Source organism: Sulfurimonas paralvinellae (assembly GCF_014905135.1).
In the GTDB taxonomy this organism is placed as follows: Bacteria; Campylobacterota; Campylobacteria; order Campylobacterales; family Sulfurimonadaceae; genus Sulfurimonas; species Sulfurimonas paralvinellae.
The window spans coordinates 1241709-1267541 of the sequence record NZ_CP041406.1; the positions used below are offsets into that span (position 1 = coordinate 1241709).

Here is a 25833-nt window from a genome sequence, read left to right on the forward strand (position 1 = left end):
AATCACTTCAACTGACTCCATTTATCACCAATGTTAAGAGATGCTTTGAGCGGGATATTGAGCTGCATTATCCCTTCCATAATCTCTCTGAATCTTTTTCCGTATGCATCCGCTTTTGCTGCATCAACTTCAAAGATCAGTTCATCATGAATCTGCAGCAGCATGACTGCCTGCATCGATTCTTCTTTGATCGTCGCATGGATCTTGTTCATACTTAGCTTTATCAAGTCTGCGGCACTTCCTTGAAAGACAGAGTTAACAGATTCACGCTCATATGCTGCTTTATACATTGGCGTTGCACGTTCGTAGTCAAAATAGCGTCTGCGTCCAAGCAGTGTTTCGATATAGCCTTTTTCTTTCGAGCTGTCAACAATGGAGCGAAAATAGCTCTTGACCGTTGGAAATGATTCAAAATACTTCTCTATTATTTCTTTTGCCTCTTTGGTCGTAATGCCCAAAGTATCGGAGAGTTTTTTCTGCCCCATACCGTAAAGCAGTCCGAAGTTTACGGTCTTTGCAATATTACGCTTGCTTGGAGCTTCTTCTTCACCAAAAAGAATAATAGCCGTTTGGAGGTGAATATCTTTGTCGTGCATAAAAGCATCAACCAATACCTTATCTTGAGAAAAATGGGCAAGCAGACGCAGCTCTATCTGCGAGTAGTCGATGCCGATGAGCTTTTTGCCCTCACCTGCGACAAATGCCTCTCGTATCTTGGCACCGAGCGGCGTACGTGTCGGAATGTTCTGCAGATTTGGATTTTTTGAGCTTAAACGACCTGTTGCTGTTCCAGTCTGCACAAAAGAGGTGTGGATACGGTGATATTCATTCTCACTTGCAAGTTTTAAAAGCGGCTCGATATATGTCGAGTAGAGCTTATAGACCTCACGGTACTCCAATAGTTTGGGAACAACCGGATGTTTGTCTTTAAGAGAGTTAAGCACTTTTTCATCCGTAGAGTAGCCTGTTTTTGTCTTCTTGCCGACAGGCAGTCCCAATGTTTCAAAAAGAACGACACCAAGCTGCTTTGTCGAGTTTATGTTAAACTCACTTCCTGAGAGTTCATAGATACTCTTCGTCAAGGATTCAAGTGTCTTTTTTACCTCAACTAAGAAATCTTCCAAAAAGTTCACATCAACCTCGATGCCTTTTCTCTCCATGCAAAGTAAGGTAGAGATAAAAGGTATCTCAACATTTTGAGCCTCTTGTATGAGATGCTTTGCATTTTGGAGTTCAAGCTTTTGTAAAAAGAGTTTGTAGAGCTTAAAAGTAATGAGCGCATCTTCAGAAGCGTACATACAGGCATCATCAAGCTCTACAGAAGCGAAACTCTCCCCTTTTTTGACCGTATCTTTAAAAGCTATCATTTCATGATTTAACAATGCTTTAGCAAGCTTGTCAAGTGAGAGTGCACTCTCCGGATTGATAAGCCAGGCAAGTATCATACTGTCACACGCTATTGGCAGTTCTTCAACACCTAAAAATCGTGTCACAAAATGCAGATCGAATTTGATGTTATGCCCTACCACTTTAAACTCAAAAATTTTACGCATTGCCTCTTTGGCATCATCTTCGCTTATCTGCTCGGGCACGCCGAGATAGAAGTGTCTAAAAGGCACATAATAGGCTTCTGATTCATCAACACAAAAACTAAAACCGACAAGCTTGTCTTTGTCATAATCAAGCCCTGTCGTCTCCGTATCAAAAGCGACAAAGGCATCTTTTTCAAAGGAGTTGAGTACCTTAAAGAGTTCATCTCTGTCTGTTAGAAGCGTAGCCGTATACTCACTGTTTATGTATTCAGTAACCTTACCAGCATCTTGCGTTTTTTTAACAGCAGCGGCTTTTTTCTCATCGCTGACCATATTCTTTGCGTGAAGTGTTCGTAAGATCGCATTTTGTTCATACTGCACAAGTTCATCATAGATATTTAAAAATGGATTTTCAACATCCATTCTGTACTCTTCAAAATCAACCTCATCGCAGGAAAATACATCCGGATGCAGTGTTACAAGCTCTTTTGACATATATGCCGCTTCACGCGATTCTATGAGCTTTTTCTGCGTTGCGCCCTTTATCTCATCAATATGTGCATAGATATTATCAAGTGTACCGTACTCTTTGAGCAGTTTTTCAGCTCCGACCTTGCCTATGCCTTTCACACCGGGCACATTATCCGCACTGTCACCCAAAATGGACTGATAATCGATGAACTGTTCCGGCGTCACACCGTATTTATCATAACAGGCTCTTTCATTGATGACCTTTTTCTTGATAGCATCGACAAGGGTGACATTATCATCATCGATAAGCTGGCACAAGTCCTTGTCATGTGAAACGATGCGAACGCGGTAACCTTTTTCTTTAGCGCACTTTACAAGTGTCGCAATGACATCATCGGCTTCAAAACCGACTTTTCCAAGTGTCTTATAGCCCATTTTATTGATCCATTCAATAGCGATGGGAAGCTGCTGCGTGAGCTCCGGCGGCGGAGCCTGACGATTTGCCTTATAGTTTTCATCTATCTCGTTGCGAAAGGTCTCACCCTTGGAATCGACTGCGAAAATGATGTAGTCACTGTCATGTTCTTTTTGCAATGTAGCTATAAAATTGGTAAAACCGGTTAAAAGTCCTGTTGGAAAACCGTCTTTTGTTTTAAGGTATTGCGGAAGTGCATAGAAACTACGGAAAAAAAAACCGAAGGTATCTATGACAGTAACAGTCTTTGACATTTATGATGCCTCGATCGTATCGAGCATATCGTCGATGGCATCTTCTAGTAGTTCATATTCATAGCCGGCATCCCTCGCTTTTCTCAAACCGAAGTTAATAGCCTGCTCGGCAAAAGGTCTGTTAACAGGCAGTACCGTTTTTACAATATGGAGTGCCGTAGCAAACTCCTGCACCTCTTTTGGAGCTGCTGAGGGATTATCGGCATAACGAATCATCTCTACAAATTCATTATCAAATCCCCAGTGTTCAAAGATAAGAGCCGTCACTTCCGAACTCGTTACATTCACGTATGATTTTTCAACGGCTGCAAGATTATTTGACATTTCTACTTCTGATTTGAAACTGATATCTTCATCATCTTTGATAACATCACTTGCTATAAGAATCTTTCCTGTCTCTTGTAAAAAAGCGGCAAGGTAGAGCTTTTCTGCTTTGGCTCTGTCTATCTTCAGGTACCATTTGTTCATCAATGTTGCCTGCATCGCAGAGATCTCGGCAAACTTATCACTTGTAATGCCATAAGGCTGCATATCGACATTAAGGAGTTTACGTACGGCATTTCCAAGTGCAATAGAGCGTGTCATACTCATACCAAACAGGCTCACAGCCTGCGATACATTCTTAATCTCTTTGCCAAAACCGTACAGAGGAGAGTTCGCCGCTTTTAAAAGGTTTGCTACGATCATAGGATCAGGTTCAATCACCTTTGCCAGCTCACCGATACCCGCTTCTTCATCTGCATAGACTCTGTTTATATCTGCTATTGTTTTAGAGAGAGGAGGAAGTGATTTGATACTGTCGGCAATAGAACTTTTCATCATTATGACCTTTTATTTTTTAGTTTATTATAGCATAGAATTAATGACACTGAAGAATTGTACGAAGTGGATTTGTCAAGTAATCATAACCATTATAAAGTGTAAACAGACCATAGAGAACAACTGCTACAGATGAGAGGCTCATCATCATGTTTCTAAAGCTGGTAGCCGAAGCAAGCGAAGAGAGAAAACCAAGTGAAAACATTGCCGGAATCGTACTCACGCCAAAGATGAACATTACAAGTGCACCGTAAAAAGGACTTGCCGTACTTGCAGCCGTAATGGCAAAGAAGTAGACAAAACCACATGGCAGTAGTCCATTGAGCATACCGAGTATAAAGAAGCTGACATTAGATTTGGAGTGAAGTATCTTTTGAAATGATTTTTTATAAAAGTTCGATGAAGATATGGAGTGTTCAATAACCGTCAGAAACTTTATCTTCCCCATCAAAGAGAGTCCCGCCAAGACCATGGCCGTACCGGCAATAATTAAAAGTGTACCGTTTGCCGTATTGTTAAACGTAGCCACACCTCCGATAGCACCAAAAAGAGCTCCTAAGATCGTATAGGTAAGCACTCTTCCAAAATTATAAAGCAGGTGTGCAACTGTTTTAGATACCTTTGAGCTTGCAGGCTCTATTTTAATGGTCGAATATGCCAAAACAATACCGCCGCACATACCGATGCAATGACCGAAGGAACCTAAAAAAGCAATAGAGACGATTGTCAGTAAATTGACTGTATCCATTATCTGCCCAACAACTGTTTTCTTATTTTCGGGTCTTTCATCGTCTCTCCACGCAGTACCTTAAGACACATTGTCTTAAAGTCTATCATACCCTTGCCTTTTTTTTCATAGGCTCCAAATCCATATCCCATCGGTGTCATTTCATTAACACTGTAGTAGGCTTTTCTACCGTCTATCCACTTGTGTGTATCTCGGCTCATTACCCAGATAACGGCCTCTTTTTCAAATGGTTTGTCTTTGAGCCACTCCACAAAATCACCATGGTCATGAAAGAACCAGGTCTTTCCATCAGGTGCAATAACCTGCGAAGCATAGGTCAGTTCCGTAATGACCATACCACAAAAACTGTCCTGACATTTATTGACTTCCATCTTCAGAGGAACCTTTTGCAGATTTCCCTCTTTAATAACGACCATATTTTGAGATTTCGACAAAGATAAAAACAAAACAATGATAACAGCAACAATAGCAAGAACGATTAAAACAGGGGCAAATTTTTTCATAAATGTATTATATACCCTCAAGCGTTACAAATTTGTTAATCACGGCGTTTTTTTCCTTTCCCCATATCATCATACTTTAAAAAGCGTTCAAGATCCGCTTTAAAATCATCATCAAGGCTATCCCATATCTCTTTTTTTCTGGCATATCGAGGCATATCCTCTTTTTTCGATTTTTTCATATCACGGATAAGATAGTGATAGCGGACGAGATTCTTTGTATAGTCACTTAAAAACGGCCAGTTCTTTATGATCTGATAGCTTCTCTCTTCATGATCCGTAAAACTCCATTCGTTATACTCCCGATCCTCTTCATCTTTTTTAAACGCAGAAAACGGCTTGCCGATGTCATGCAAAAGCGCAGCGGCAAGCATCTTGTAATCACCATGTTTGAGCGTATAATAGACAACACGCAAAGTATGCACAAGGACACCGTGCTGATGCCATTTGTTCTGCGTAAAAAAGAGTGAATCCAAAAACGGCTTGGAAAATATCTTGTTCTTTACTTCGCTCATAACTGCTCCTTTGTTATGGGATGATAGACATTGACCGTATCTTTGAGATCCTGCTTTTGAATATGTGTATATATCTGTGTCGTGAGAAGTGAAGCATGTCCCAAAAGTTCCTGCACTACCCGAAGATCCGCTCCACCTCGGATAAGTGAGGTCGCATAGGAGTGACGCAGTACGTGAGGTGAAACACCAAGATATTTTTGTGTGATCTTATATGCCGATATACGGCTGAGTTTACCGCCTCGGTAATTACACCATAGATGTTCCGTTTCAAAACCACTTGCCTGCAAATACGCTTCGATGGCTTTTTCAGCCACCGCTGCCAAAGGAACGATACGTTCTTTATCCCCCTTGGCATGACGAATATGCAGCCACTCTCCCTCGATATCACTGCGGCCAAGTTCCAATGCTTCGCTGATACGTGCTCCGCTTGCATATAAAAAGAGTATCAGTGCATAGTCACGCAGTCCTATCCATGTGCTTCTGTCAATGAGGGCAAGCCCATTTTGAATATCTTCATAAGAGAGAAACTTTGGCAGCAATTTAGGAATTTTGGAGAGTCTTATCTTGTTTTTTTCTTCGAGAAACTGCGACTTATAGCAAAAATCAAAGAAGGCGTTTATGGAAGAGAGTTTGCGGTTGAGTGTTCGTTTGTTGTCGTAGGCTTCCAAAGCGGTGAAGAGCAGCTTTGTGTCGAGCTCTATCAAGGGTTTTTGTAGTTTTTCTTCAAAAAAGAGCAGATCACTTTTATATGCAGCGACACTCTTTTGTGAAAGGGCTTTTGTAACAGTAATATACTCTATAAAAGCCTCAAGTTCGTTAGACATTACTCTAAAGAGATTTTCTCATCATCAACGTAAAAGACATCTTTACCGACAAAGACAAAGCCATCGTCTATATCTACTTCATGAACTGTATAATCAAAGGTCTTTTTATCAACGACGATCATATAGCCCTCTTTTTCAAGAATGTAAAGCTTGCCTTTGTGATTTATCATTCCGAGAAAGTGGGCAAAAGGAAACTTGATCTTTGACTCTACCTGCAATTCAGGCGTCAGAGCAACCACTTCTCCCTGTTTTGTTGTTATATAGATCAGTTTACCGTCAAACACAATATTGCGGATCTCATACTTCTCACGCAATTCTTTTTGTGCCATGGAAAGAAGTTTATAAGATGTAGCTGCAAGGATTTTATTGTCTGCAATATTAAAATAGATAACATTGTTGAAATAATCTTCAGAAGAGACAATAACCGTTCTGAGTCTTTTTTTCAATTTTGAGTTCACAATGATGACTTTTCCGTCAAGTGTTGAAAAGAGTACCAAATCATTTAAAAAGAAAGGATTGACGATTCGCATATCATTGGCAATCACTTTCCCGCCCTGTTCTTTAAAGAGGATCGCTTTTGTATCGATGTCATATAGTGCTATATCGTCATTGGCAAAAAGAACGGCCAGCATATTTCCAGAAACACTCGCTCCTGCAACTGTTTTTTTAAGATCCAAGTGTAGCTGTTTTGCATCCTTGATGGAAGTAAGTGTAACATTACCATCGATGGAAGCACTGATAACACGGTCATCATTCAAAGAGATCACTCGTTGATCTTCAGAAATAGTAACATTGAGCTCTCCATTTTGACAAAGTACTTTTCTGTTATCTAAAAGAGCAACATTGGCAGAGGTGTCTATGATATTATCACTGATCGAGCTTGTTTTGTCCCAATCATCCGATAGCTTCTTCGGTTCATATACCTCTTTTGTACTACAGGCAGTTAAAAAAAGCGCAACAATAATAGATGTAAGTAAGATATACTTTTTCAAAATCTATTTCACTCCGTAATGCATCAAGGCACTTGCGACCTGAGCCAAAGGAGAGTTCGCACCGATCATTTCCAATTTATCATGCGCCTCGTCTATCTTACCCTCTTGCATTAACAATACTGCACTCATAACTGTCGCTAAATCTTTGTAAATAGCTTTTTGCTGTTCTGAATAGTTCTCTAAAGAAGCAACATCTTCTTTGAGTTCAGCCGCCTCATAAGAGGAAACATCATTCACAATCAGTGCTTTGGAGTTCTTGAGTTTTTCAAGTTCATCTGTATTCTTTTGCGATACTGCCTGCGAATAGACCCAGACATCATGCAGTGCAGGAGAAAGAGTTTCCAACTGTGCAAGAGCAAGCTTGTCAGCAGGGTTTTTCTGTAGTTGTGCCAGTGTCTCGTTTGCTGATTCTATTCTGTTTTGTTCACTTGCCTGATATCCTAAGTTTGCAACAACGATCACGACGATGGCTACAACAGCACCGATAAGCGGTTTTTTATATTTTTTGACAAATCTTTCGGTAATGACCGCTTTTTCAAAAAACTTCTCTTCCGAATTCAACTCATCTTTGACCATCTCGATATTTTCTTTTAAACTCAAAACTTTTTCCTACTTTTAAAATTGCATAATATTATCGCATAGTTTGTTAAAGTTTCATCAAACATATGTTAAAATCTATCAATTAAATTATTATCAGGATGAAAAATGCAAGTAGATGATGCCCTATTAAGTAGACTCGAAAAATTATCTTATCTCAAAGTGAGCGATGACAAACGCCAAGAGATTATTGAACAACTTTCTCAAATCGTCGGTTTTGTCGACAACTTAAGTGAACTAAACACTGACAATGTCGATGCCGCCTTTGCCATGAATGATGCTGCTACACCACTTAGAGAAGATATTGTACAGGGTAATCCTGCCATTCATGAAGAGATTCTCAAACATGCACCAAAGAGCGCAGATGATTTCTTCATTGTTCCTAAGATTATCGAATAAGCATACCTAATATGATTAAAGTATACGGTATAAAAAACTGTGACAGTGTTAAAAAAGCACTCTCATTTTTCAAAAAGCACAATATTGCTTATGAGCTTTACGATTTTAAAACGCAAGAACTTCCATGTTCCAAGATAACACAATGGCTGCAAAAAACGAATATTGACAAACTTTTCAATGCAAGAAGCACAACCTATCGAAACCTAAAACTTAAAGAGATGAATCTCAGTGATGAAGAAAAAGCCGAGTGGCTCTGCCGTGAAAACCTTCTCATAAAAAGACCCGTCATAGAGTTTGACGATAAAGTCATTGTAGGTTATAATGAGCAGGAATATATTGAAAAATTTAATATTTAGGAGTATCTATGAGTGAAGAAGTCGCAGCACCATCTGAAAATGCAGGTAAGAAAGTAGACATTAAAAAACTACTCAAAAGTGTTTTGGCATTCAAATCTTCGGACTTACACCTTGTTGTCGGAAGTGAACCGCAGATCAGAATAGATAAAGAACTACGTCCTCTCAATCTTCCCGTTTTAAGTGCAAATGATGTCGAAGAGATGGCATACTCTCTCATCGAAGACAAGCAGAAGAAAGAGTTCGAAGAGCACAATGAACTCGACTTCTCATTCGAGCTGAAAAACATCGGGCGTTTTCGTGCCAACTACTACCGCACCATTCATGGTATCGGTTGCGCCTTTCGTATGATTCCTATTGAGATTCCTACGCTTGATGAGTATGGAAATCCTCCGATCTTTAAAGAACTCGTTAAAAGAGAAAAAGGTCTCATTCTCGTTACCGGTCCTACCGGCTCAGGTAAATCAACAACGCTTGCTTCAATGCTCCATGAGATAAACATGACAGAACGCCGTCACATCATCACTATTGAAGATCCGGTCGAGTTCGTTCACAAAAACAACAAATCACTCTTCTCACAGCGTGATGTCGGAAGTAATACAGAATCTTTTGCTGCCGCACTGAAATACTCACTCCGTCAGGATCCTGACATTATCCTCATCGGGGAGATGCGTGATGCCGAAACTATCGGTGCAGCCTTAACAGCCGCAGAAACAGGTCACCTTGTATTTGGAACACTCCATACAAACTCTGCTCCGGGTACCATTAACCGTATCATCGATGTTTTCGCCGGTGAAGAACAGGCTCAGATACGTGCGCAACTTGCATCTTCTTTGGTTGCTGTTATTTCTCAAACACTTATTCCCCGCATAGGAAGCGGAAAAGTTGCAACACAGGAGATTCTCATCACAAATCCTGCGATTCAGAATCAGATTCGTGAAGATAAAGTACACCAGATATACTCACAAATGCAGCTTAACCAACAAGAGACATTTATGACGACACAAACGCAACAGCTCATAGAACTGCTTCAAAAAAATGTCATCTCCAAAGAGAATGCCATCAAAAACTCAAACCGTCCGGAAGAGCTGCTTAAAATGATAGAAGGGCTTTAGTCCTTTCTAAAACGTATCATTTTAAAACGCTCACCAAGGAAATTTGGCATAATGAGCATCTTCGCTTTTTCAAGTTCCTGCTTATAGATTCTTTCATCTGCATTTTTCTGCAGTATCTCAAGAAGCTCCAAAAGTCCCATATTAACTAATGCTGTCATCTGTGCTTTGAACTCGACAAACTTCACTCCTGCTTCTTCATAGGCATCTTTAACATGCTCAAAAGTAACATCATAGGTAATATCTGATTTTTTAAACAACTCCTCACGCGCAATATAATCCTCATTATCTTTAGGAAGAAAAAACGGCAGTACCTTATGCTTTGTATAGACTCTGAGTGAAAAGTCAGGTCTCGCCTGCATCTCTCCATAATCAAAGCTCATGAACTCAAATTTCTCAGCAGCTCCTGCCATCTCTTTGGCAAAGGCTTCATAGCCAAGTGCTATCTCACCTCTATCCTTATGATACTTTTTCGCTTTTTGTTCCACCCAGAGATCATCTATGTCAAACTCTACATTGTGATTTGTAACACTGGCTGTTTTGCCTTTATAATAAAGCTCACAGGGAAAGGCATCAAAGATTTCATTGGCTATGAAAAAAGCATTCTCTACATGCATCTCACGCAGTGATTTATAGTACGTGAGCGTAACCACATCACCAAAACTCTCAGCAAAATAGTCACGCTGATGTTTTTGCAGATCGTCAAAACGCTCAATAATGACAAAGTTAAAACTAGAGAGCAGTTCAGGTCGCAGCGTATAGAGAAATTCACATACATCTGCCAAAAAATAGCCATGATGCGCTCCTATCTCACAGATAGTTGCGTGAGGCTCTAAAAAACCTTCATCGACCAGTGAGATGATATGCTTGGCAATAGTCCCGCCAAAGAACTTACTTGTGGAAACTGCTGTATAGAAATCACCCTCTTTTCCTATATTTTTATAAGTGGCGTAGTATCCGTCTTCACCATAGAGCCACTCTGTCATATATTCACTAAATCTTTGTTTCATTTAAGTTCCTACTCCCCGTTATTTACATACATTTCATAGAGTGTCAATAGTTCCAACTGTTTATCGATCTCATATATCTTTGTATCAAAATTTTGAATTGCTAATGAGTTTTTCAAGGTATTGACATCATACTCTGTTTTATACCCTGCTGCATAAAGCTCTTTTGTATCACGAAGCAGTTTTGTATAGAGTTTAATATTTTCACGGGAAAGGGCTATCTTTTTGTCCACATTTTTTATGTTGTGCATGACCTGTTCAAAAAGAGCGTGAAGTTCTCTCTCTTTATCTTTTTTGACAACCTGCGACTTAAGATAATCGACCTTTGCAGATTCTATATCACGAAAGGTATTGATATCAAGCGGCATCGAAGCCCGAAGACCATAATCATAATAGTTAAGCTCATTAGAACTGTCAAAGAGCTGTCCACCGGCATAGAACTGTTGTCCACTGCTCTTGCTCCAGTTATACCCTGCCGTCAAATTGACACGAGGCAGATACTTGGCAATACGTACATTTTTTGCATATCTATTCTTTGCCACCTCGGCATCCGTCTTTTTCAACACAATATTGTGTTTGATGAAATCTTCCTGTGAAATAAATTCCAAATGCGGAATATGCGCAGTTTTATAATCAAGATCACTAAGCGCATGAAACTGGGTAATAAGTTTCTCTTTGGCTGTTTGAATATCATAAAGTGCCTGCGTGACAATATTCTTTTGGATGATGGCATTGTCTAAAAATCCCGAGTCAAGTTGTCCGCTGAGATACTCTTCTTGCTTTTGTTTGAGATTGATATCTGAATTTTCTATCTGCAGAAGCTGTTTCTTTTCTTTAAGTGCCATCTGCTTTATCTGCATCAAGAGAGCTACGGTATCTTTGATCATCTTGCGTTTGGCAACATCTATACTATAGTCAGAGTAACGCTTACTTGCATTGGCAAATTTAATACCATAGTAGATACCGCCGCTTTGAAAGATCGGCTGATCCATCTTGATGGCAGCATTTTCATTCTGTTGCTCTTGCTCATAAGGCTTGGAACGCGACAGTGAGTAGTTAATATTTATCGGCGCTATCCATGAGTCTCGCAGTTTCGAGCTTTCTGCTTCATTCTTTTCATAATCATATGAAAAAGCTTCATTTTTGTATGTTGAAAGATAGCTATTTAAACTTGCATTGTTCTCATTTGCAAAAAGCGTAACATTACAAAGAAGAAACAGCGCGTGAGAGAGCCTCAAAGCCTTCATCGATTTCCTCTTTTGTAATTGTAAGCGGCGGTAAGAATCGCAATGTGTTTCTTCCTGCTTTTAAGACCATAACACCATTTTGGCGTGCTGCATTGATGATATTTGTCAATGTATCAGCATCTTTGACACGTAGTCCGCACATCATGCCAAACCCGACCTTTTGAATGAAAATATCTTCATATTTTTTATAAAACGATTCAAGAGCATTATTAAACAGCAGGGATGTTATCTCAAGGTCGCCACTTGCTTTTCGTTCATTAAGAATGTCAACAACTTCGCATACTGCACGACTTGAGAGGTAGTTCCCTCCAAAAGTAGAGCCATGATCTCCTGCAGAGAGAACATTTTTAAGCGTTGTCATTACAATCCCGACAGGAACACCTCCCCCGACACCTTTGGCAAGAGTGATTATCTCAGGTTCGATTCCATACGCCTGTGACGCCGTGAATTCACCGACACGATAGCATCCTGTTTGCACTTCATCGATAATAAGCGGAATCTCTTTTTCTTTTAAAAGCTTGGCAAGTTTTTGCACTTTTTCTTTGTCCTGTGGTTCGACACCGCCCTCACCCTGAATAAGTTCTATCATGACACCTGCAGTATGATCATCCAAAAGTGATTCTATCTCCTCAATCCCGTCCGCATAGACAAAACCATCAGGAAATGGTCCGAAATAATTGTGCATTGACTCCTGTCCTGTAGCTTTGACAGTTGTGATCGTTCGTCCATGAAAAGAGTGATTGAGTGTAATTATTTTATAACGTTTTATCTCACCGTCACGTTCTCCGTGTTTTCTGGCAATTTTAATGGCACCCTCATTCGCTTCGGCTCCTGAGTTTCCAAAAAAGCACTGCATATCATAACCGCTTGCTTCAACCACTTTTTGCGCAGCAAGTGCCTGTGGTTCAATGTAGTAAAGATTTGAGATATGTGTGATCGCAGAGACCTGCTTACAAAGTGCGTCAGCAACACGTTTGTTACCATGACCGACAGATACAACACCGATGCCCGATGTAAAATCGATGTATTTTTTACCGTCAACATCAAAAAGTGTTGCATTCTCTCCTTTAATAAACTCTACATCTGCACGTGCATACGTAGGAAGAACATATTTTTTATCTATTGCTTTGATATTCACTCTATTTCCTTTTAATCAATTTTTACTATACGTACAAAATTTTCCTGAAAGATTGCATTCTTTCCCTCATACGAGTGCTGTGAACTTGTCAACATATTTACACCTTTTGCTCCAGAATGCACAAGCACACAATCCTCACGCAGATTATTATTTATCTTAACGACAAACTCTGCTTCTCCTGTGTTTGAAAGCAGTTTCACACGACTGCCTTCAGTAAATCCGAGCTTGCTGTTGAGATAGAGATGTGAATCCCTGTGAAACTGCGAGTTGAGTGAGGTCGGTGATTTTGTTGTTATAAGATAGAATTCACCCTCATCAACTTTCTGCGGTACTTCAAACTCTTCTAAGAAAACGAACTCCCCATCATCTGTATCAAAACCATCTTGATAGGGAATAGTCTCACGGTTTTCTACTTCAAAACTTCCATCAATCTTCACAATGCCATGATTTTTAAAATGTTCCAGATATTCCATTTCACTTTTCATTGAAACATTAAATTTTTCTGCCAAAAAAGCAGCCAGATCATATTCGCTGATGCCTATATCATTCTCTTTTTGTTTATGCATTATCATCATGCCGTTATGGGAGTATGAAGTTCTTACATCATCCTTTTCCAAGAATGTCTTTGCCGGAATGACAAGGTCGGCGATTTCACTGGTCTCATTTTCATACAATCCAAAATAGATAACATTCTCTGTCTTTTCTATACTTTGACGAACCCGTGAACTCTCTGGCATCTGAGACAGAGGATTTGACCCCTGAATAAAGACAGTCTTAAATTCATCGAACGGAGCATTTACCTTAGAGACTCTTTTTGCTTTTTTTGTTTCAAAAGGTGATGTTATCGCTTCTTGTGAATTACCGAGATAGGCAACGCCGCACCCCTCTTTGCCAAACAGACCAAATCCTACAGCCAAAGCATCGATCGCACGCATCACATCAGCACCGTCGCGATACTTTTGTATCCCAACACCACAGACAATAGCTGTCTTTTTGCCGATGACATGATGCAGAAAGTCTCCTATCTGTCCAAGCGTCATTCCGATATCTTCAAGAATTGCCTTTATACGGATCGTCTGCGTGAGCTCATAGTAATCTTCATATTCACTTGCAAACTCTTTTAAAAATTCATCATCACCGGCATCTTCAATATGCAAAAAACGATACAGCAGCATTGCTAAAAAGATATCCGTATGCGGTTTTATCTGAATGAACAGATCTGCCTGCTGGGCTATTTTTGTTTTTACCGGATCGATTACGATAATAGTCTTATCTTTTAAAAGCGGTAAAATATGTGAAGAGGTCACATGCGGATTTCTACCCCAAAAAACGACTACTTCTGATTTTGCTATCTCGCGTAAAGGCATATTTTTATTACTGCCTCTGCCTTCTATGATACCGGCTTCACCTGCACCGTCACATAATGAGCCATTTGTAAGATACGTTCCGATTTGCGCCATAACATGGTCGGTAACACCCTGCATCAATGCAAAATTACCACTGCCCCGGTAATGCAGTATCTCACTTTTAAGTGTCGAAGAAAAAATATCCGCAAGCTTCTCTAAAGCTTCATCAATGCTTATCTCTTGACCTTTATAGCGTGGTTTTTCTATTCTTGCGTGAGATTCATAATGATTCAAGTGAGGACATAAAAATCCATTTGTATGCCCGTCTTTAAATGCTTTTAATTTACCTTCATCATATACGATACCGCAGGCATCATAACAATCAAGCGGACAAGCTGTAATTTTACTCATACTACTCCTCTCTCAAGTCAACTTTTACTAATTTTGAAAAAACTTTTGGCGGATCGATAACTATCTGGACTTTATACTTTGAAATATTGACACTATCAGCAATATCCAAAACCCTTGAAACACGGTACGATGTTTTTTTGCCGTTAATATAAACCACTTTGTTTTGAATGTTTTGAAGTTCATCTGCATCTACATAGATACTCAACAATCCCTTTGAAATGTCAGCAACCTGCGCCAGAGGTGTTGCCATATTCACAACCTGTCCCTCCTTTACAGCTACAGAGTAAAGAACAAAACCTTTTTGGGTTACTTTTTTATCACGGATGCTTTTTTCCAACTGTATGCGGCGCAATTGCAAATCAGCAAGAGAATTCTTTAACGAATATATCTCTTTTTGTGTTGCATTGTAACTATTTTCACTCGCTACGAGATCATAAAACTCTCTATCTTTGTCTATACGTGATTTAATCTTCAATGCCTCTGTCTTTTTGTAGTTTAGGCGTTTTTTTTCTAAAACAGCCTCCAAATTTTTTAAGATTTTTTCATTAATGAGCAACGTTTCTTGAAGATGCTGCATCTTTTTCTTTATATCAACAAGTTCTGCATTATCAATTTCTGCATCAATAATAATGAAAGGTTTTGATGAAAGTCTTTTCCCGATAAGATTCTCATCGACAAAAAGAATTTCTCCTGTCACGTTTGAAGATATATTTTTAAATTTATATGGTTCTACTTTTGAGTAGTGTACTTCAGCCACTAAGAGAGTCGATAAAATAAGATAAAATAAGATTCTCACGCAATCATGCCTTTTTATATTGTCAGTATACTTATTTTAACATTTCCTAGCTAATATTCAAGCATATTTCATTTTATTTTTGGTACTATTAAGGCATCTTTAACAAAAAGGTCTTCGATGTCTGTACTTGATAATGTTGATGCTGCTACAAACCTAGCAAAAAATAATGAGTTGCAACTTTTAGTTTTTCGTGTCAGCGAAAAAAAGGACTCTGCATACTATGCTATCAATGTATTCAAAACACGAGAGGTTGTTGAAGCAAAAAATCATTATCTGACACAGATACCTTCACCCCATCCGCTGCTTGAAGGAACCATCATTCTTCGAGGCCTGCAGATTCCTATATTGAATCTTCCGGCATGGCTCGGCGTAACACTCACAAAAGAGGAAATCGAACGCTCAAATATTCTCGTTTGTGATTTTAACGGTGTCATCATCGGTCTTCGCATCATGTCAGCATATAGAGTTATCAAAAAGAACTGGAATGAGATGCATGCGCCTGATAGCTACAGACTCAAAGAAGACGGTGTCGTGATGAATGATACACGTCTTGAAGACGGTTCACTTTGTCTGATTCTGGACTATGAAAAACTCCTGGCAGATGTTCTGCCACAGGCTCTTGTCGACATAGACAGAGACACGGAACTATTAAAAGAGATCGAAATTCCAGATAAACTCAAATACGGAACAGTTCTTGTTGCAGAAGATTCAAAAACAGCACAGAGACACCTTGTCCAGCTCTTTGCCAAAGCAAATATTGATATGAAACTTTTTGATAACGGAAAAAAACTCATTGATTATATCAATGAACTTGATGAAACACAAATTGACAAAATTCCTGCAATTATTACAGATATCGAGATGCCGGAAATGTCAGGATTCACCGTAGTGAAACTCCTCAAATCAAACAACAAGACAAGAAATATACCAATAATCGTCAACTCTTCCATGACAGGTGATAATAATAAACGTGAAGCACAAACACTTGGTGCAGACGGCTTCATCGACAAAACAAAAAGTCATAATGTCATCCCGCTCATTGCATCAGTAATGCAAAAATAAATAAAGAAAAGACAATCTAAAATATTTAATAAACAAAAAATTTAAAGAGTGACGTAAGTGCTAGGCATCGATGAGGAAGTGTATTAAAAGTACACGCCCTGAAAGAAGTACCCTTGGGGTATGACGAAGAGATAACGACGCAATTGCGTCGCTATTTGAATTTTAAAATGTCCTTACTGGAACATTGAGATTAGTACACCAGCCGCAACTGCTGACCCAATAACACCTGCCACATTAGGACCCATTGCATGCATCAAGAGCATATTCGTACGGTCATATTCCATACCGACTTTATTTGATACACGTGCAGCCATCGGTACTGCTGAAACTCCAGCCGAACCAATAAGAGGATTTACTTTATGACCAGGGAAAAGGTTCATAAGTTTTGCCATTAAAACACCTGCTGCCGTACCGACACCAAATGCAATGATACCAAGAGCCATAATGAACATTGTCTCAGGAACAAGGAACTGATCCGCTGCAAGTTTTGAACCAACACCAAGACCTAAAAAGATAGTCGTAATGTTAATAAGTGCATTTTGCAGTGTATCGTTAAGACGTTCAACAACACCTGACTCTTTTAAGAAGTTACCGAACATAAACGCACCAATAAGCGGAGTAGATTCCGGTAAAACTAAAATAGCAAGTACCAATACCAAAATAGGGAAAATCAATTTCTCCAAACGAGAAACATGACGTAACGTACTCATTTTGATCTTTCTCTCTGCTTCAGTAGTCAATGCTTTCATAATCGGAGGCTGAATAATAGGAACCATCGCCATATAAGAGTATGATGCAACTGCAATAGCACCTAAAAGTTCAGGAGCAAGTTTTGTCGCAATAAAGATAGATGTCGGACCATCCGCGCCACCGATAATAGAGATAGCCGATGCTTGTTTCAGTGTAAAGTCAACAAATCCCATCTGTGCAAGAACCATTGCACCGACAAGTGTTCCAAAAATACCGAACTGAGCAGCTCCTCCAAGAAGAGCTGTCTTAGGATTTGACAAGAGCGGACCGAAGTCTGTCATCGCACCAACACCCATAAAAATGATAATAGGGAAAAGCTCATTTGAGAGACCCGCCTGGTAAATTACACCCAAAAATCCATGATGCCCCGCTATTCCTGCAATAGGAATATTTGCTAAAAGCCCGCCAAATGCAATCGACAGAAGCAATAAAGGCTCAAAACCTTTCGCAATAGCAAGCCAGAAGAGTAAGAATGTAACAAGGATCATAATAACACGGCCAAGCCCCTTGTGAAAATCACTCATTGGCTCTCCGGCAGCACTCATTTCATCGTCACGAGGATGAACGAGTGCGACAACACCTGTTGATTCTAAAAAGCTCATAATCATATCGCCCATCGGCTGCGCTTGATATGTCTCTTCCTGATGCACCGAAACTTCTTTCGAAGCTGCTGCATGCTCGGACGCTGCTGCATTTGCAGAAAATGCAAAAGCAAACAACATCATTGATGCAAAGAATTTAATTAAAACATTTTTCATTTATTATCCTATGACTGCTACGACTTGACCTTCTACAACTTTGTCATTTGTAGCTACGTTAATACTTTTAAGTACCCCACCAGTCGGTGCGACAACATCGATCTCCATTTTCATAGACTCTAAAATCATAATCACATCGCCTTCATTAACACTCTGGCCCGGATTAGCAACGATTTTCCAAACGTTACCCGGAAGCAATGCTTTGATCTCTACACCGTCACCAGTCGGTGCATTTGGCGTTGGAGCTGCTACTGCCGCTTCACCATCAACTGCTACTACTTGAACATCACCACTACCTTCTGCAACTTGAACACTGAACTTTTGACCATCTACTACTACTGTATAATTTCCACTCATCTCTTTTCCTTCTCCTTTACACTCTTCTTCCATTTCGGATTTTTTACGTACGTTTAATTCACCTTCACCTTTTAAGAAAGCGATACCCTTGTCTTGACATGCTGCAGCAATGAAAATATTTTCTTCTGTGATTTCAATATCTTCTTCTTTGAGTCTGTTGATCCAACTCTCTAAAGATTTTGCAGGATCCGCATCAGCAAGATCCAAAGCTTTCTCAGTTGTCGGTAAAAGATTTAACTTCTCTGAAGCAATTTTTACAATCTCAGGATCCGGTGCAACAGGTGTTTTACCAAAGTATCCTAATACCATACGTCCGTAACCAGGAGCGATTGCTTCCCATGGACCCTGCATTACATTGTTAAGTGCCTGTTGGAAGTAGAATTGTGAAACAGGTGTTACCGATGTACCGTAACCGCCTTTTTCAACAACTTCCTGCATTGCAGCGATAACTTCAGGGAATTTATCCATGATTCCGTTATCTCTCATCATTTGCGTGTTTGCAGTAAGTGCACCACCCGGCATTGGAGAGAATGGGATAATAGGAGAGACCATAGTCGCTTCCGGCGGCATAAAGTAATCTTCTAAACATGCCTGCAGCTCTTTTTCATATGTAAGGATCTTACCAAGTTCCAATCCGCCAAGGTCATAGTTCATTCCCTTCGTTGCATGAAGCATAGTAAGAATATCCGGCTGACTAGTTCCACCGCTTACAGGGCTTGCTGCCATATCGATACCATCAACACCTGCTTCCAATGCAGCCATATATGCAGCTACAGAAACACCTGCAGTTTCATGTGTATGCAGACGGATATGTGTATCATCACCAAGAAGTTTTCTCGCCATTGAAATCGTTTCAAAGACCTTCTGAGGATTTGAAGTACCACTTGCATCTTTAAAACAGATGCTGTCATATGGAAGACCACTGTCTAAGATATCGCGAAGTGTCTTTTCATAGAACTCAACTGTATGTGCACCATGGCATCCCGGTGGAAGATCCATCATCGTAACAACTGCTTCGTGCTTAAGTCCATGATGCGTAATTCTTTCAGCTGAATATTTCAAGTTTTCAATATCATTAAGCGCATCAAAGTTACGGATAGTCGTTGTTCCATGTTTTTTAAACATTTTAGCATGCAGATCGATCAGTTCTTTTGAACCTGTATCTAGCATTACCGTATTAACACCGCGTGCAAGTGTTTGTAAATTTGCATCAGGCCCAACTATTTTACGGAATTTATCCATCATTTCAAATGCGTCTTCTCTTAAGTAGAAGTAAAGCGATTGAAATCTTGCTCCTCCACCAAACTCGAAGTGATTAATACCAGCCATTTTTGCCGCTTCAACCGCTGGAAAAAAATCATCCATAAGTACGCGTCCGCCAAAAACTGATTGAAAACCATCTCTAAAAGTAGTATCCATTACATCTATATATTTCTTAGCCATTATAATCCTTAACCTTGTCTATGATGTGCAATTGCCGCTGTTATCGCTGCAACTATTTTTTTCTTATCGCTTTGTGCACCTGTACCTGAAGCACCTGCACCTGGCTGTGGTTCGGGGAAAAATTTATTAATGACAGATGACATGATATTCATACATACTATCATTACTATCAGGAAAACGAACACTGTTCCCATCCCTAAAATCATAAATTTCAAACCCTCTATTACGAGGTTAGTTTCCATAAAATTACCTTTTTACATAATTTGTGCACTTAGTATAGTACAAAGATGTTTAAAGAAAGTTTGTCTTTTATCGAATCTTTTTGAAATAAGCTTCGATTGTTACTTTTTGGTTCTAAGATTTTTGTCTAATATTTAATTCATATCTTTTTAGCTAAAATGCTTTTAAGAAGAATATTTTTTAAGGATTTAACAATTATGATCGCAGGTATGTATGAACAGGATTTTATCGCTTATATGATTTTTGGACTGATACTCAATTTTGCACTATCTATGCTCTTTGGACTTTACCTCAGCAAGAACATAGGGATGCAGGAGATGATAGAATCAAAAGGAGAGAAAGAGCAGTCGCTTCTCGTAAGTCTGAGCCTTTTCATTCCTTATGCAAAAATGCTCATAACCCTCTATAGAGTTGCAATACTCCAGTTTTTCTTTTTAAATAAAGGCTACTCACACAAAGAGTTTTGGATCTATATGACAAGTGAACAGGAAAAAAGTTCCTAAAGGCAAAAAATGGATGATTTTAAACTAAAAGTAGTGCTTAGCATATTAGGAGGGATCGTCTTCTCTTTTATCTTTATACTGCTGGCTTTTGTACTTCCTCCTGAAAAGAAAGAGGAAAAAATCATCGTCAAGCCAAAAGGAAAACTTGAACAGATCTCTCATTCACTCAAAGAGAGATAATCTATAAAGAATTTTTCACATGTATAAGTTTTATGGTGTCATAAGCACATTGTGGTCGTAGTCTTACAGCACAGACCTTTAATGCTTCCAAACATGTAAGCAGATAATCCAAATCATCTTTTTTCATAAGCTCATATAGTAGAACTTCAGCATCTTTTATACGTAAATTACGGGCAACACCGAGATTTTTATGGGCAAGTTCCCGAAAAAGAGTATAGTCCAATGCTATCTCTTTATCTTTTGAATCCTGAAGTTTTTCCATATACTCATCGAACTGCAAAATAGCTTTTATGATTTGAGCGACATAATCATTCACAAGTGTTTCAACCATCTCTTGGTCCAAACCTAGCTCAGAGACGGCTTCTGCACTGTTATATCTATAATTTTGGATATTAAGATGAGCAAGCTTTCCGGAGAGAAGTTCATTGCAAAGTTCTTCTGCGCTCTGCTGTAAATCTTCCACATCTTGTGTATATTTTTCTACTTGCTTCTTTTTAAAAAAATTTAATTTCTTTAACATGAGTATAAGATATCATATTTATGTGTTAAAAGTAAATAAAATGGAGAGATAAATTAAAAAAGTGAATGAGTGCTACAAATACACTCATTCAAAATAATTATATTGCTTTTGTAATGATACGGTTAAGACGCATTGCAAATTCTGCAGTATCGTCGAGCTCTCTGCCGTCAAAGAGTTTTGCCTGATCGAAAAGAACATGCGCTGCATCTTCGATCAGGTTTTGGTCACTTGACTCTTTGAGTTTTGCAATAAGCTCATGTTTTGGATTGATTTCAAGAATAGGAGCCGGTTCCGGCACATCACTTGCCTGACCCATCTGTTTCATCATCTGTGCCATCATATATGACGGATCTTCTTTATCGATTTTCAGAGCTACAGGAGAGTCTGTTAACTCTGTAGTTACTTCAACCTCTTTTACAGCGTCGCCAAGTGTTGATTTGAACTCTTTTGCAAGTCCTTCGAACTCTTTTGCAAGTTCTTCGGCAGCTTTTTTCTCTTCTTCACTCTCTTCAAATTTCGCATCGGCTGCAGGAACAAATTTATACTCTTTATACTCAGTTACCATTGGGAAAATGATTGTGTCTACTTCTTCATTTAAAAGCAGTACATCGATTCCGCGCGCTTTGAATTTTTCAAGCAGTGGTGAGTGTTTAAGCATATCAATCGAACCTTTATTCGCCAGATAATAGATCTCTTTTTTCTCGTCATCCACATTTTTAACAAAATCTTTGATCGTTACCATCTCATCAGAATTCAATGTATGGAACTTCAACAGTTCTAAGATCTTCTCACGATTTGCAAAGTCACTGTAAAGCCCTTCTTTGAGCACATTTCCAAACTCTTTATAGAACGTGTCATATTTTTCAGGTTCTTTTTCCATCATTTTTGCGAGTTCTGAAAGAACTTTCTTAACGGATGCATTTCTTATTTTACTCATAACAGGGTTAGACTGCAGTATCTCACGTGAGACATTGAGCGGCAGATCTTTTGAATCGATCACACCACGTAAGAAACGCAGGTATGTCGGCATCAACTCTTTGTCATCATCAGTGATAAATACACGGTTGATATAGAGTTTTACACCCGGTTGATAATCAACTCTGTAGATATCCATCGGTGCTTTGCTTGGAATGTAAAAAAGTGTCGTATATTCTATAGCACCTTCAGCTTTGTGATGCATCCATTTAAGCGGTTCTTCGTTCGAGTGTGCCAGTGTTTCATAAAATGAGATATAATCTTCATCTTTGAGCTCACTCTTTGAGATCGTCCAGAGTGCATTTGCAGAGTTTATCTGTACATTTTCGATCTCAGTTCTACTTGGTTCTATCTCTTTACCGTCATCATCTGTTTTAGCTGGAATAAACTTCTCTTTATCCATAAAGATAGGGAATGGAATATGGTTGGAGTATTTTTTTACAATACTTTCAATGCGATGCTCTTCTAAGAACTCTTCTTCGCCTTCATTGAGATGAAGGATGATTTCCGTTCCGTGTCCCTCTTTTGTCGTCTCTTCGATCTCAAATTCACCGTTACCGCTGCTTACCCATTTATAAGCTTTCTCTTCGCCGGCTTTTTTAGTAATAACTTCTACTTTATCAGCTACCATAAATGCAGCATAGAAACCGACACCGAACTGACCGATCAGATGAGAATCTACCTTTTGATCACCTGTAAGATTTTCAAGGAATGCTTTTGTTCCTGATTTAGCGATTGTACCAAGGTTATTCATCAGGTCTTCTTCATTCATACCTATACCTGTGTCTGCAATCGTCAGTATTTTTGCATCCTTGTCTCTTTTAATGTCAATTTTCGGATCGAACTTTACATTTTTATACTTTTCATCTGTAAGTACCAACATGTTAAGTTTATCCAATGCATCTGATGCATTAGAGATCAGCTCACGCAGAAATATCTCTTTGTTTGAATAGAGTGAGTGAATCATAAGTTGTAAAATCTGATTTGCTTCTGTTTGAAATTGATGTTTTGCCATTTTTCATATCCTTTTATTATTTTTTTCGTCAGTATTTTATCAAAAAAAGTTAATAGTTGCAAGTTTTATAAAGAAAGTTTAGTCTTTATAGCTAAAGTTTAGTTAGTTTAAAATACGCAATAGTTAAATTTTTCGTACTTTTTCTCTTTCTCTGCTATAATCTTCCACATGAATAATGATTATATCAATCTTATAGAACCGACACCAAAACTCCATTCAAAAAAGTGTAAAGTCATAGCATTTTTTTTAAGAGTTTTACTGCAGTACAGTATCTACCCTGTTGCCCTTCTTCTCTGGTACTATTATGATTATTTTATAGCTGGAGCATCTTTACTGCTGCTTTTTATCGTTGTCGGCATCATACGTGCGAAACTGAGAAATAGCGTCATCCCTCTCACGCAGCGAGAATACCACTACAGCGATGCAGCTATAGCCGACTGGTACAGTGCCAAAGTTTTATGTACAGAAGAAGATGAAAGCTAAATGATAGCTACTCTCTGCTATCCTTGCATTAATAAAAGACAATAAATAAATATGAAGTAAAAACATGGCACTGATTGACTTACAAAAAATTTCAAAACACTATTCTGCACAAAAGATTCTCACAGAAGTCGATTTTCATGTCGATGAAGGTGAGCGCATCGTTATCATCGGTAAAAACGGCAGCGGTAAATCGACACTTATGAAGATCGTGAACGGTTCACTTGAGCCAGATGAGGGAAAACGCATCATTCAAAATGACCTTGAGGTCAAGATGCTCGATCAGCGTCCTGAATTCCAAGAGGGTCACTCCGTGCGTGAGGCTGTCGAAGCAGGACTTGTTGAAATCAATGCAGCAAAAAAGCGTTACGAAGAGCTTTCACATCTCCTTTCCCAAGATTTTGACAACAAAATTCTTTTAGCTGAACATGAAAAGCTCTCACGCTACATAGAACACCATAACGCCTGGAATCTCGATGACAAGATCGAGCGTATTATCCAGCATTTTCAACTAAAACCTTATGAGCACAAACCTGTTGCACTGCTCAGTGGTGGGGAACAGCGCCGTGTGGCTTTAGCTTCACTTCTGTTGCAAAAGCCTGATGTCCTGCTGCTTGATGAGCCTACCAATCACCTCGATGTCTATATGGTCGAGTTTTTAGAGGAACTGCTTTTAAAAGAGAAGTTCACGCTTGTCTTTATCTCCCACGACAGATATTTTATCGATCGTGTTGCGACAAAATCGGTTGAAGTGGAAGATTGTAAACTCCGTTCATACAGAGGCGGTTACAATGACTATCTCAAACAGAAAGAGGAGTATCTTCAAACACTGCAAAAGCAGCATGACAATCTTCTTGGGCTTTTAAAGCGTGAAAATGAGTGGTTCGCAAGAGGCGTGCGTGCCAGACTCAAACGCAATGAAGGACGAAAAGAGCGTCTTATGCAGCTGCGTGAGGCAGCAAAAACAAATCCTGCAAAAATACGAAAGATGTCACTTGAACTTCAGCGTGAGGCAAAACATTTCAATCGTGACAAAAGTGTCAACAAACAAAAGATGCTCTTTGAAGTTGAAAATCTTGGTCTCAAACTCGGAGACAAAGAGCTGTTGCACGGTTTCACCACAAGAATACTCCAAAAAGATGTTATCGCCATTGTCGGACCAAACGGAAGCGGTAAATCAACACTGCTCAAAGCTCTACTTGGCAGAATTGAACCTAATGAAGGAAAGATAAAAAGAGGAGAGTTTAAAGTCGGCTACTTCGATCAACACAGAGAGATGCTCGATGATGACAAAAATCTCATTGAGACCTTCTGCCCTAACGGCGGAGACCGTGTAAATGTCCGCGGCAGTGACCTGCATGTTTACGGCTATCTCAAAAATTTTCTTTTTCCACGAGAATTTTTAGATAAGAAGATAGGCGTGCTCAGCGGTGGAGAGAAGAACCGTGTAGCACTTGCCCTGCTCTTTACACAGGATGTCGATATTCTCATTCTCGATGAGCCGACGAATGACCTTGACATTCCAACCATCAACATTTTAGAAGAACAGCTTACGAACTTTAACGGTGCTGTTATCATTGTCTCGCATGATAGATACTTTGTCGATAAGATTGCAAAAAAACTCTTTATCTTTAAGGCTGATAAAACCATAGAGGAATCACATCAACAATACTCTGAGTATCTCGAACTTGAACGGGAACTTGATGAACTCGATGCTATGGAAAAAGAAGCAACGCAGACAAAACCAAAAGAACCCGTGCAGGAGAAACAAAAAGTGCTCAAACTCACCTACAAAGAAAAGATAGCACTCCAAAAACTCCCCGAAGAGATTGAAGCACTTGAAGCTAAGATAGAAGCAATGAACAACTGTCTCTCAGACCCAAAATGCTATGGCGAAAAAGGGTTAAGCACTCTTGCTAAAGAACTCGAAGCACTTGAAAACGAATATGAAGAAAAAGTTGAAGAACTCCTTGAGATAGAAGAGAAAGAAGAGGCGATAAATGCACAAGGATAA

26 protein-coding genes are annotated in these 25833 nt (G+C 39.2%); 8 read left to right on the forward strand and 18 right to left on the reverse strand.

Features of this window, described 5'->3' with window-relative positions:
• Positions 1 to 2: 2 nt before the first annotated feature.
• The 8 genes from polA to FM071_RS06520 are packed head-to-tail and all read right to left on the reverse strand — an operon-like array spanning position 3 to position 7730.
• Entirely contained in the window at positions 3 to 2732 is a 2730-nt protein-coding gene (gene polA / locus FM071_RS06485) for a DNA polymerase I (protein WP_193109975.1), read from the reverse strand.
• Positions 2733 to 3554 carry an HDOD domain-containing protein gene (locus FM071_RS06490; protein ID WP_226960505.1) on the reverse strand — a complete coding sequence of 274 codons (822 nt, stop codon included), beginning with the start codon at positions 3552 to 3554 and terminating at the stop codon, positions 2733 to 2735.
• Between the two features lie 37 nt (positions 3555 to 3591).
• Positions 3592 to 4299 carry a sulfite exporter TauE/SafE family protein gene (locus FM071_RS06495; RefSeq protein WP_193109977.1) on the reverse strand — a complete coding sequence of 236 codons (708 nt, stop codon included), beginning with the start codon at positions 4297 to 4299 and terminating at the stop codon, positions 3592 to 3594.
• Positions 4299 to 4802, reverse strand: coding sequence for a hypothetical protein (locus tag FM071_RS06500; RefSeq protein WP_193109979.1), 504 nt, complete (start codon positions 4800 to 4802; stop codon positions 4299 to 4301). Before FM071_RS06500 ends, FM071_RS06495 begins: the two co-directional genes overlap by 1 nt.
• 35 nt (positions 4803 to 4837) lie before the next feature.
• Positions 4838 to 5314 carry an HD domain-containing protein gene (locus tag FM071_RS06505; protein WP_193109981.1) on the reverse strand — a complete coding sequence of 159 codons (477 nt, stop codon included), beginning with the start codon at positions 5312 to 5314 and terminating at the stop codon, positions 4838 to 4840.
• Complete coding sequence (locus FM071_RS06510) at positions 5311 to 6138, reverse strand: tyrosine-type recombinase/integrase (protein WP_193109983.1); 828 nt, start codon at positions 6136 to 6138, stop codon at positions 5311 to 5313. The genes FM071_RS06505 and FM071_RS06510 overlap by 4 nt, the downstream gene beginning before the upstream one ends.
• Positions 6138 to 7130: a PQQ-binding-like beta-propeller repeat protein gene (locus tag FM071_RS06515; protein ID WP_193109984.1), complete on the reverse strand. Its 993-nt coding sequence runs from the start codon at positions 7128 to 7130 to the stop codon at positions 6138 to 6140. The genes FM071_RS06510 and FM071_RS06515 overlap by 1 nt, the downstream gene beginning before the upstream one ends.
• Before the next feature lie 3 nt (positions 7131 to 7133).
• Positions 7134 to 7730: a tetratricopeptide repeat protein gene (locus FM071_RS06520; RefSeq protein WP_193109986.1), complete on the reverse strand. Its 597-nt coding sequence runs from the start codon at positions 7728 to 7730 to the stop codon at positions 7134 to 7136.
• Between the two features lie 105 nt (positions 7731 to 7835).
• On the opposite strand from FM071_RS06520, the gene gatC reads away from it, so the two are divergent.
• From gatC to FM071_RS06535, 3 genes are read left to right on the forward strand one after another with little or no spacing between them, the layout of a single operon-like run.
• Positions 7836 to 8126, forward strand: coding sequence for an Asp-tRNA(Asn)/Glu-tRNA(Gln) amidotransferase subunit GatC (gene gatC / locus FM071_RS06525; protein ID WP_193109988.1), 291 nt, complete (start codon positions 7836 to 7838; stop codon positions 8124 to 8126).
• A gap of 11 nt (positions 8127 to 8137) precedes the next feature.
• Entirely contained in the window at positions 8138 to 8482 is a 345-nt protein-coding gene (locus FM071_RS06530) for an arsenate reductase family protein (protein ID WP_193109990.1), read from the forward strand.
• 8 nt (positions 8483 to 8490) lie between these two features.
• Positions 8491 to 9594 (forward strand): type IV pilus twitching motility protein PilT, encoded by a 1104-nt coding sequence (locus FM071_RS06535; RefSeq protein ID WP_193109992.1) that lies wholly within the window; start codon positions 8491 to 8493, stop codon positions 9592 to 9594.
• On the opposite strand, the gene FM071_RS06540 is transcribed toward FM071_RS06535, so the two are convergent.
• Genes FM071_RS06540 through FM071_RS06560 form a run of 5 tightly spaced genes read right to left on the reverse strand, consistent with a single transcriptional unit; the run spans position 9591 to position 15536 of the window.
• Positions 9591 to 10601 carry an SAM-dependent methyltransferase gene (locus FM071_RS06540; protein WP_226960506.1) on the reverse strand — a complete coding sequence of 337 codons (1011 nt, stop codon included), beginning with the start codon at positions 10599 to 10601 and terminating at the stop codon, positions 9591 to 9593. The two genes, FM071_RS06535 and FM071_RS06540, sit on opposite strands and share 4 nt — an antisense overlap.
• 8 nt (positions 10602 to 10609) lie before the next feature.
• The gene (locus FM071_RS06545) at positions 10610 to 11845 is read right to left on the reverse strand and encodes a TolC family protein (RefSeq protein ID WP_193109994.1); all 1236 of its coding nucleotides are present in this window, start codon (positions 11843 to 11845) and stop codon (positions 10610 to 10612) included.
• Positions 11802 to 12983 carry an acetylornithine transaminase gene (locus FM071_RS06550; RefSeq protein WP_193109996.1) on the reverse strand — a complete coding sequence of 394 codons (1182 nt, stop codon included), beginning with the start codon at positions 12981 to 12983 and terminating at the stop codon, positions 11802 to 11804. Before FM071_RS06550 ends, FM071_RS06545 begins: the two co-directional genes overlap by 44 nt.
• Positions 12984 to 12994: 11 nt before the next feature.
• Positions 12995 to 14740 (reverse strand): molybdopterin-containing oxidoreductase family protein, encoded by a 1746-nt coding sequence (locus FM071_RS06555; RefSeq protein ID WP_193109998.1) that lies wholly within the window; start codon positions 14738 to 14740, stop codon positions 12995 to 12997.
• Position 14741: 1 nt separating this feature from the next.
• Complete coding sequence (locus FM071_RS06560; protein WP_193110000.1) at positions 14742 to 15536, reverse strand: HlyD family secretion protein; 795 nt, start codon at positions 15534 to 15536, stop codon at positions 14742 to 14744.
• Positions 15537 to 15653: 117 nt separating this feature from the next.
• Here FM071_RS06560 and FM071_RS06565 point away from each other — a divergent pair, with 117 nt between their 5' ends.
• Positions 15654 to 16598, forward strand: coding sequence for a chemotaxis protein (locus tag FM071_RS06565; RefSeq protein ID WP_193110002.1), 945 nt, complete (start codon positions 15654 to 15656; stop codon positions 16596 to 16598).
• A 173-nt stretch (positions 16599 to 16771) separates the two neighbouring features.
• Here the strand turns inward: FM071_RS06565 and FM071_RS06570 are convergent, their stop codons facing one another.
• Genes FM071_RS06570 through FM071_RS06580 form a run of 3 tightly spaced genes read right to left on the reverse strand, consistent with a single transcriptional unit; the run spans position 16772 to position 20148 of the window.
• Positions 16772 to 18106 (reverse strand): sodium ion-translocating decarboxylase subunit beta, encoded by a 1335-nt coding sequence (locus FM071_RS06570; protein WP_193110004.1) that lies wholly within the window; start codon positions 18104 to 18106, stop codon positions 16772 to 16774.
• 3 nt (positions 18107 to 18109) lie between these two features.
• Positions 18110 to 19906, reverse strand: coding sequence for a biotin/lipoyl-containing protein (locus tag FM071_RS06575; RefSeq protein ID WP_193110006.1), 1797 nt, complete (start codon positions 19904 to 19906; stop codon positions 18110 to 18112).
• Positions 19907 to 19914: 8 nt separating this feature from the next.
• A complete protein-coding gene (locus FM071_RS06580; RefSeq protein ID WP_193110008.1) occupies positions 19915 to 20148 on the reverse strand; it encodes an OadG family protein in 234 nt (77 codons plus the stop codon).
• 195 nt (positions 20149 to 20343) lie between these two features.
• Between FM071_RS06580 and FM071_RS06585 the strand changes: the two genes are divergently transcribed.
• Both FM071_RS06585 and FM071_RS06590 read left to right on the forward strand, forming a co-directional pair.
• Positions 20344 to 20649: a hypothetical protein gene (locus FM071_RS06585; RefSeq protein ID WP_193110009.1), complete on the forward strand. Its 306-nt coding sequence runs from the start codon at positions 20344 to 20346 to the stop codon at positions 20647 to 20649.
• A gap of 9 nt (positions 20650 to 20658) precedes the next feature.
• Complete coding sequence (locus FM071_RS06590) at positions 20659 to 20829, forward strand: hypothetical protein (RefSeq protein WP_193110011.1); 171 nt, start codon at positions 20659 to 20661, stop codon at positions 20827 to 20829.
• 1 nt (position 20830) lies between these two features.
• Here the strand turns inward: FM071_RS06590 and FM071_RS06595 are convergent, their stop codons facing one another.
• Positions 20831 to 21292, reverse strand: a complete 462-nt coding sequence (locus FM071_RS06595; protein WP_193110012.1) for a hypothetical protein — start codon at positions 21290 to 21292, stop codon at positions 20831 to 20833.
• A 154-nt stretch (positions 21293 to 21446) separates the two neighbouring features.
• Positions 21447 to 23339 carry a molecular chaperone HtpG gene (gene htpG / locus FM071_RS06600; RefSeq protein WP_193110014.1) on the reverse strand — a complete coding sequence of 631 codons (1893 nt, stop codon included), beginning with the start codon at positions 23337 to 23339 and terminating at the stop codon, positions 21447 to 21449.
• Positions 23340 to 23507: 168 nt separating this feature from the next.
• Here htpG and FM071_RS06605 point away from each other — a divergent pair, with 168 nt between their 5' ends.
• The gene (locus FM071_RS06605; protein WP_193110016.1) at positions 23508 to 23822 is read left to right on the forward strand and encodes a hypothetical protein; all 315 of its coding nucleotides are present in this window, start codon (positions 23508 to 23510) and stop codon (positions 23820 to 23822) included.
• A 64-nt stretch (positions 23823 to 23886) separates the two neighbouring features.
• Positions 23887 to 25833: a ribosomal protection-like ABC-F family protein gene (gene abc-f / locus FM071_RS06610; protein ID WP_193110017.1), complete on the forward strand. Its 1947-nt coding sequence runs from the start codon at positions 23887 to 23889 to the stop codon at positions 25831 to 25833.